Below are 6,270 nucleotides of genomic sequence, written 5' to 3'. Positions count from 1 at the left end.
AGGAGATGGTTCCATCAATGATGCGAATCATATTTCAGGACCGTCGAGAACTGGGGAAGGACTTTTTAGAAGTATTCAAAGCGCTTTGGCGGAAGCCAAAATAAACAGTAATCAAATTGATTATATTTCGGCACACGGCACTGCAACTCCTTTCAATGACGAAATGGAAGCGATAGCTCTGAATAGATTGGGGCTTGAAAATATTCCGCTGAATAGTCTTAAAGGGTTTTACGGGCATACATTGGGAGCGTCAGGATTGTTGGAAACTGTTATTGGAATTCAATCGGCGCTAGAAAATAAATTATTTGTTTCATTAGGTTTTGATACCATTGGAGTGAGTCAGCCGATTAATGTTATTGAAAAGAATGAGGATAAAAATATTCACTTTTTTCTAAAAACGGCATCGGGTTTTGGAGGTTGTAATACGGCAGTTGTATTCGAAAAAGTAAACTAATGGCAGTAAACAAAACCTATATACAATCCTTTTGTACGATTCAGAATAATCAAATTTTGCTGAATGGGGAATTTGTTTTCAGTATAGAACCGACTGTATTCAGCGATTTTTCAAAGAAAGCGTATCAGTATTTGGAAATGAATTATCCTAAGTTTTTTAAAATGGATAATTTGAGTAAATTGGCTTTTTTGGGAGCAGAATTACTTTTAAAAAAAGAAAGCAATACATCAACAGAAAATAATACGGCATTGGTATTTGCTAATAAATCATCGAGTTTGGATACGGATGTAAAATATCAAAATTCAATTTCAGACGCAGAAAATTATTATCCAAGTCCAGCCGTTTTTGTTTATACGCTGCCTAATATATGTTTAGGAGAAATTAGTATCAAGCATCAATTGAAAAGCGAAAATTCTTTCTTTATATTTGCGGATTACAACCCTGAATTTATGGAGAAATACAGTAGCATACTTTTGGAAACCCAAAAAGCAGATAAAGTATTATGTGGCTGGGTTGAATATTATAATGAAGATTACAAGGCCTTTCTGTATTTAGTGGATAAGGAAGGTAAATTAGAACACAATCAGGAACTATTAAAAAAAATATACAATCAATAATTATGGAAGCATTAAAACAAGAATTAAAAGGTAAAATCATTGAAGTTCTAAACCTAGAAGATATAGCAATAGCAGATATAAACGATGATGATGCCTTATTTGGCGACGGATTGGGACTTGATTCTATTGATGCATTGGAACTTATTGTAATGCTGGATAAAGATTACGGTATTAAATTAGTTGATCCGAAAGAGGGAAAAACTATTTTTAAGTCTATAGATACTATGGCTGCTTATATAGATGTAAACAGAGTTAAATAATTTTAGATTTTAGAGTGTAGATTATTAGCCCTCTTTGGTTTTTAGACTTTAAAAGATTTCTAAAAAAGAGGAGTGAGTGATCTAATAATTCATGAAGTCCAGTTATTTAATCTAATAATTCAGCAATCCAAATGAATAAAGGCGTCGCCATAACAGGAATGGGTATTATTTCTTCAATCGGAAATTCGGTTGAGGAGAATTATGACGCATTGTTACATAGTCAAGTTGGAATTACAACTATCGAAAATATAACGACTGTACATGTTGATGTAATAAAGGTTGGCGAAATAAAGAAAACCAATCAAGAATTAATTGATGAATTGCAATTAGGAAAAGACAATAATTTTTCCAGAACGGCAATGCTTGGTACAATTGCAGCTAAACAGGCCGTGAAAAATGCAGGTATAACTTCAATTAATGAATACAGGACAGGATTGATTTCGGCTACGAGTGTGGGCGGAATGGATATGACAGAACGCTATTACCACGAATATTTTGAAAATCCCGAAGTAATAAAATACATTGGCAGTCATAATGCCGGTGATAATACCAATAAGATTGCTGGTGAACTGGGTTTAAAAGGTATGGTAACCACAATTAGTACAGCCTGTTCTTCTGCGGCAAATGCTATTATGCTGGGTGCTAGGTTAATAAAATCAGGTAAACTCGACCGCGTTATTGTCGGGGGAACCGATGCTTTGTCCAAATTTACGATTAATGGTTTCAAAACACTTATGATTTTGTCCGATGGTTATAATAAACCATTTGATAATAACAGAAACGGTTTAAATCTTGGTGAAGCTGCTGCTTATTTGGTTTTGGAATCTGAAGAATTAGTACAAAAAGAAAATAAAAAAGTACTGGCACGGGTTTCGGGTTATGCAAATGCAAATGACGCTTTTCATCAGACAGCCTCTTCAGAGAATGGGGATGGTGCATTTTTGGCAATGGAAAAAGCTTTTAAAATTGCACAATTGCAGCCGGAACAAATCGATTATATCAATGTTCACGGTACTGCTACTCCGAATAATGATTTGTCTGAAGGCAGAGCTATAGCTCGATTGTTTGGCGAAAGTAAAGTTCCGGACTTTAGTTCTACCAAACCTTTTACGGGACATACTTTGGCGGCTGCGGCTGCTATTGAAGCAGTTTATAGTGTATTGGCCATTCAGAATAATGTGGTTTTCCCAAATATGAATTTTGAAACACCAATGGAAGAATTTAATTTGGTGCCACAAACGACTTTAAAACATAAAAATATAGAACACGTACTTTCTAATTCCTTTGGATTTGGTGGAAATTGTTCGACTCTTATATTTTCTAAAAGCGAATAAGAACAACGTATGAAAAAGACATATATCAATGGATTAGGTTGTATTTCGGCTCAAAAAACGTTCGACACTGTTTTTTTGGAAGAAGCAGAATTAAACGAAAATGATACCATTTTACCATTAAAAATTCCCGTTTACAAAGATTTTATCCCTCCAGTTGCCATTAGAAGAATGGCAAAAGGGGTAAAAAACGGAATTGTAGCTTCCAGTCTTGCTCTTAGAGAAGCCCATTTGGAAACCGTTGATGCTATTATTACGGGAACTGGAATGGGTTGCATCGAAGATTCTGAGAAATTCCTTAAAGCCATATTGGATAATGATGAACAGTTCTTGACGCCTACTTCGTTTATTCAATCGACGCACAATACTGTTGGTGGACAAATTGCTTTAGGATTGCAATGTAAAGCATATAATCTGACCTATGTAAACGGTTCGATTTCTTTTGAATCGGCACTTTTTGATGCCAAAATGATGATTGAAGAAGAAGATGCTTCAAGCCTATTGGTTGGAGGAATTGATGAAACTGCCGATTATACGATGTCACTGTTCAGATTGGCGGGGTTTATAAAGAAAGAGAATGAAGGCCCGTATTCGGTTTTAGAGTCAACTACAAAAGGAGTCGTTTTTGGTGAAGGAGCCACTTTTTTTGTTTTAGAAAATGAAATAAAAGAGAATACGATTGCCGAAATTTTGGATATAGAAATCTTCAATAAATTAGGCGTAACGGAAGTTGAAAATAAAATCATTTCTTTTCTTGCTTCCAATGGTTTAGAAATTACCGATATTGATGCTATTTTGCTAGGATATAATGGTGATGTGGATTCTGATTTATTTTATAAAAATCTGTCGGATACTACTTTTGAAAACACTCCACAAGTATACTACAAGCATTTGAGTGGCGAGTATGATACCGCTTCGGCATTTGGATTATGGGTTGGATCCAAAATTATCCAAACGCAAAGTATTCCAGATATTGTAAAGCTAAACTCGTTGGATAAACAATCTTATAAAACTATTCTTTTGTACAATCAACGCAACGGAATTGACCATAGTTTCACTTTAATTTCGAGCTATTGAAACATAAAAGAGTAACAGTTTTTTTTATTTTGGTTATTATGCTACTCGCTTTCTTAAGTTTTTTTACAGTAGTAGAAATCAAGTATTTCGTGTTTGTTGGTTTTCTTTGGTTTTTGGTTGTATTTTGGGGATCGGCGTTTATCGGATCCAATTATCACGTTCAAGCTTATTGTGGAAACCCATCGGAAACCGAAAAAAAAATAGCTCTTACCTTTGATGATGGACCGCATGAAATGACGCTGTTGGTTTTGGACATTTTAAGAAAACACAACGTAAAAGCTACTTTTTTTTGCATTGGAAAAAATATTGAAACGCATCCCGATATTTTAAGGAAAACAATAGAGGAGGGACATACTGTTGGGAATCATTCCTATAGTCATTCTCCTTTTTTTGACTTTTACAGAAAAAAACAAGTGCTTGCCGAAATTCAACAAACTGATGCTTTGATTGAATCTGTTTTAGGGAAAAAGACAACACTATTCAGACCGCCTTATGGAGTTACGAATCCTTCGATTCGTCAAGCATTAGCAATAACCATGCACAAAACTATTGGTTGGAATATTAGGTCTTTGGATGGAGTTGTCAAAAAAGAAGATTTTCTTTTGGATCGAATTATTAAAAGAATTAAACCTGGAGGAATCGTACTTTTGCACGATACATCGATTCAAACTTTACATGTGTTAGAGCAATTGTTATCGTTTTTGCAAAAAAACAATTACACTGTTGTTCCTTTAGAAGAACTTCTGAATATAAAAGCTTATGAGAATTAAACTTATTCTGTTACTGATTTTTTTGAACGTTTCCTTTTTTAAATCTTTGGCTCAAGAACAAAAAATGAGCGAAAGTGAAATTGTTGTATTCAAGCAATCTGTTTCGATGGTGTCAAAAAAAATCAAGACATTGAGTACTGATTTTGTGCAATACAAGCATCTGGATTTTCTGTCAAAAGATATTGAAACCTCTGGAAAAATGATTTTCAAGGAGCCTAATTTATTGCTTTGGCAGTACAAAAAACCGTATAATTATTCGATAGTTTTTAAAAACGGAAAAATATTGATTAATGACGAAGGGAAAAAAAGTGCTGTAGATATTGGGAACAGCAAATTGTTTGGAAAAATTAACAAACTGATTGTGGGAAGTGTGAGTGGAGATTTATTTGATGATAAGGAATTTTCTATTTCGTATTTTAAAAATAAAGACCAAAATATTACCAAGTTTATTCCAAAGGATGCAACTCTAAAAAAATACATTAAGCAAATTGAATTGACTTTTGATAAAGAAGATGCTACCGTTGTTCAGGTCAAATTATTGGAATCATCTGCAGATTTTACCCGGATTGTATTCAAAAATAAAGTAATCAATTCCAAAGTCGATGAAGCTTCTTTTACAAATTAGCAGTATTCTGGTTCTTGTTTTGTCGTCTTGTTCAACCAATAATGTGGTGAAAGACTATAAAACGGTAGGTTTAGAAAAAACTTCTTTGGAAGTGCCTTATTTTTCTAATCCTGCACTAGATTATGTTTACAAAGCCAATATTTCGGTTTACGGAAAGGAATTGACAGGTATTTTTATTGCAAAAAAAATAAATGATACAGCACATAGAGTGGTGTTTACAACTGAATTTGGGAACAAGCTAATGGATTTTGAAATTTCGGAAACTGATTTTAAAGTCAATTTTATTGTTGAAGAATTAGACAGGAAAATAGTGGTAAACACTTTAATCAATGATTTCAGATTGCTTTTGAGAAGCCAATATAGGATTAGTGAACAGTTTGAAAATAATGATAACAGGGTTTATAAGGCATTGGACAATGACAAAATGAATTATCTGTTCGTTTCAAAAGCAACAGATAAATTAAGTAAAATTGTACATGCTTCTAAAAGAAAAGAAGTAATAAACATTTTTTATACTGCGGAAAGCAATATTTTTGCTGAAAAGATTATCATTCAGCATCAAAACATAAAGCTAAAGATTGAACTGAATTATTTTAACCAACAAGCCAATTAACCATTATGAATAAAAGAACAAAAGGAATACTGATTTTATTTTTTACTTTTTTTGGAATTGTACAAACACAGGCTCAGGTAAGTTTTAAACCTGGATTTAGAGGAGGAGCTAATTTTAGTCATTTCACTAAAGGGAATTATTATTATGCGGATCCTTATAATCCCAATCCTAGCGTGTCTAATCTTCACTATGAATCAAAAACGGATTTTTATATTGGTTTTTATGGTGCTATAAAGCTGTCTAAATTTTATACTTTGCAACCCGAGATTGATTATTCTGGTCAAGGTTCAAATTATAGATCAACAACCAACAGCGCCGATTTGGATGTGGATTATTTGTCTTTTGAAGTATTAAATAAGTTTACTTTTGCCGATAGATTGAATGTTCATTTTGGCCCAACCCTTGATTTTGTTACCGATAAAAATTTCAATGCAGATGCCAATGTGGATATGGCTTTTGTTTTGGGTTTGGGTTTCAATATTACGCCTAATTTTGGTATTGAAGGAAGGGTTAAAAAAGGAAT

8 protein-coding genes and 1 pseudogene are annotated in these 6,270 nt (G+C 33.4%); all 9 read left to right on the top strand.

The window, feature by feature from the left end; genetic code table 11:
• A pseudogene (locus VFS71_RS17490) lies at nt 1–454 on the top strand (beta-ketoacyl synthase); the annotation flags it as partial.
• On the top strand, nt 454–1,071 hold the full coding sequence (locus VFS71_RS17485) for a 3-oxoacyl-ACP synthase (RefSeq protein ID WP_326402891.1): 618 nt from the start codon (nt 454–456) through the stop codon (nt 1,069–1,071). The pseudogene VFS71_RS17490 and the gene VFS71_RS17485, both read left to right, overlap by 1 nt.
• 2 nt (nt 1,072–1,073) lie before the next feature.
• Complete coding sequence (locus VFS71_RS17480; protein WP_326402889.1) at nt 1,074–1,331, top strand: phosphopantetheine-binding protein; 258 nt, start codon at nt 1,074–1,076, stop codon at nt 1,329–1,331.
• A 131-nt stretch (nt 1,332–1,462) separates the two neighbouring features.
• Entirely contained in the window at nt 1,463–2,665 is a 1,203-nt protein-coding gene (locus tag VFS71_RS17475; protein WP_326402887.1) for a beta-ketoacyl-[acyl-carrier-protein] synthase family protein, read from the top strand.
• A gap of 9 nt (nt 2,666–2,674) precedes the next feature.
• On the top strand, nt 2,675–3,739 hold the full coding sequence (locus tag VFS71_RS17470; RefSeq protein ID WP_326402885.1) for a beta-ketoacyl synthase chain length factor: 1,065 nt from the start codon (nt 2,675–2,677) through the stop codon (nt 3,737–3,739).
• Nucleotides 3,736–4,509 carry a polysaccharide deacetylase family protein gene (locus VFS71_RS17465; protein ID WP_326402884.1) on the top strand — a complete coding sequence of 258 codons (774 nt, stop codon included), beginning with the start codon at nt 3,736–3,738 and terminating at the stop codon, nt 4,507–4,509. Before VFS71_RS17470 ends, VFS71_RS17465 begins: the two co-directional genes overlap by 4 nt.
• On the top strand, nt 4,499–5,134 hold the full coding sequence (locus VFS71_RS17460) for an outer membrane lipoprotein carrier protein LolA (RefSeq protein ID WP_326402882.1): 636 nt from the start codon (nt 4,499–4,501) through the stop codon (nt 5,132–5,134). The genes VFS71_RS17465 and VFS71_RS17460 overlap by 11 nt, the downstream gene beginning before the upstream one ends.
• Nucleotides 5,112–5,747, top strand: a complete 636-nt coding sequence (locus VFS71_RS17455; protein WP_326402880.1) for a hypothetical protein — start codon at nt 5,112–5,114, stop codon at nt 5,745–5,747. The genes VFS71_RS17460 and VFS71_RS17455 overlap by 23 nt, the downstream gene beginning before the upstream one ends.
• A gap of 5 nt (nt 5,748–5,752) precedes the next feature.
• On the top strand, nt 5,753–6,270 hold a 518-nt coding region (locus tag VFS71_RS17450; RefSeq protein WP_326402879.1), incomplete at its 3' end, for an outer membrane beta-barrel protein.

Origin of the sequence: Flavobacterium sp. (assembly GCF_035760125.1) — a bacterium.
In the GTDB taxonomy this organism is placed as follows: domain Bacteria; phylum Bacteroidota; class Bacteroidia; order Flavobacteriales; family Flavobacteriaceae; genus Flavobacterium.
The sequence above is the reverse complement of the archived record's forward strand: the minus strand, read 5'-3'. Positions and strand labels throughout refer to the sequence as shown.

Excerpts from the sequence above, each read along its gene's own strand:
- VFS71_RS17485 (WP_326402891.1), top strand. The coding sequence starts at position 454 with ATGGCAGTAAACAAAACCTATATACAATCCTTTTGTACGATTCAGAAT.
- VFS71_RS17480 (WP_326402889.1), top strand. The coding sequence starts at position 1,074 with ATGGAAGCATTAAAACAAGAATTAAAAGGTAAAATCATTGAAGTTCTA.
- VFS71_RS17475 (WP_326402887.1), top strand. The coding sequence starts at position 1,463 with ATGAATAAAGGCGTCGCCATAACAGGAATGGGTATTATTTCTTCAATC.
- VFS71_RS17470 (WP_326402885.1), top strand. The coding sequence starts at position 2,675 with ATGAAAAAGACATATATCAATGGATTAGGTTGTATTTCGGCTCAAAAA.
- VFS71_RS17460 (WP_326402882.1), top strand. The coding sequence starts at position 4,499 with ATGAGAATTAAACTTATTCTGTTACTGATTTTTTTGAACGTTTCCTTT.
- VFS71_RS17455 (WP_326402880.1), top strand. The coding sequence starts at position 5,112 with ATGAAGCTTCTTTTACAAATTAGCAGTATTCTGGTTCTTGTTTTGTCG.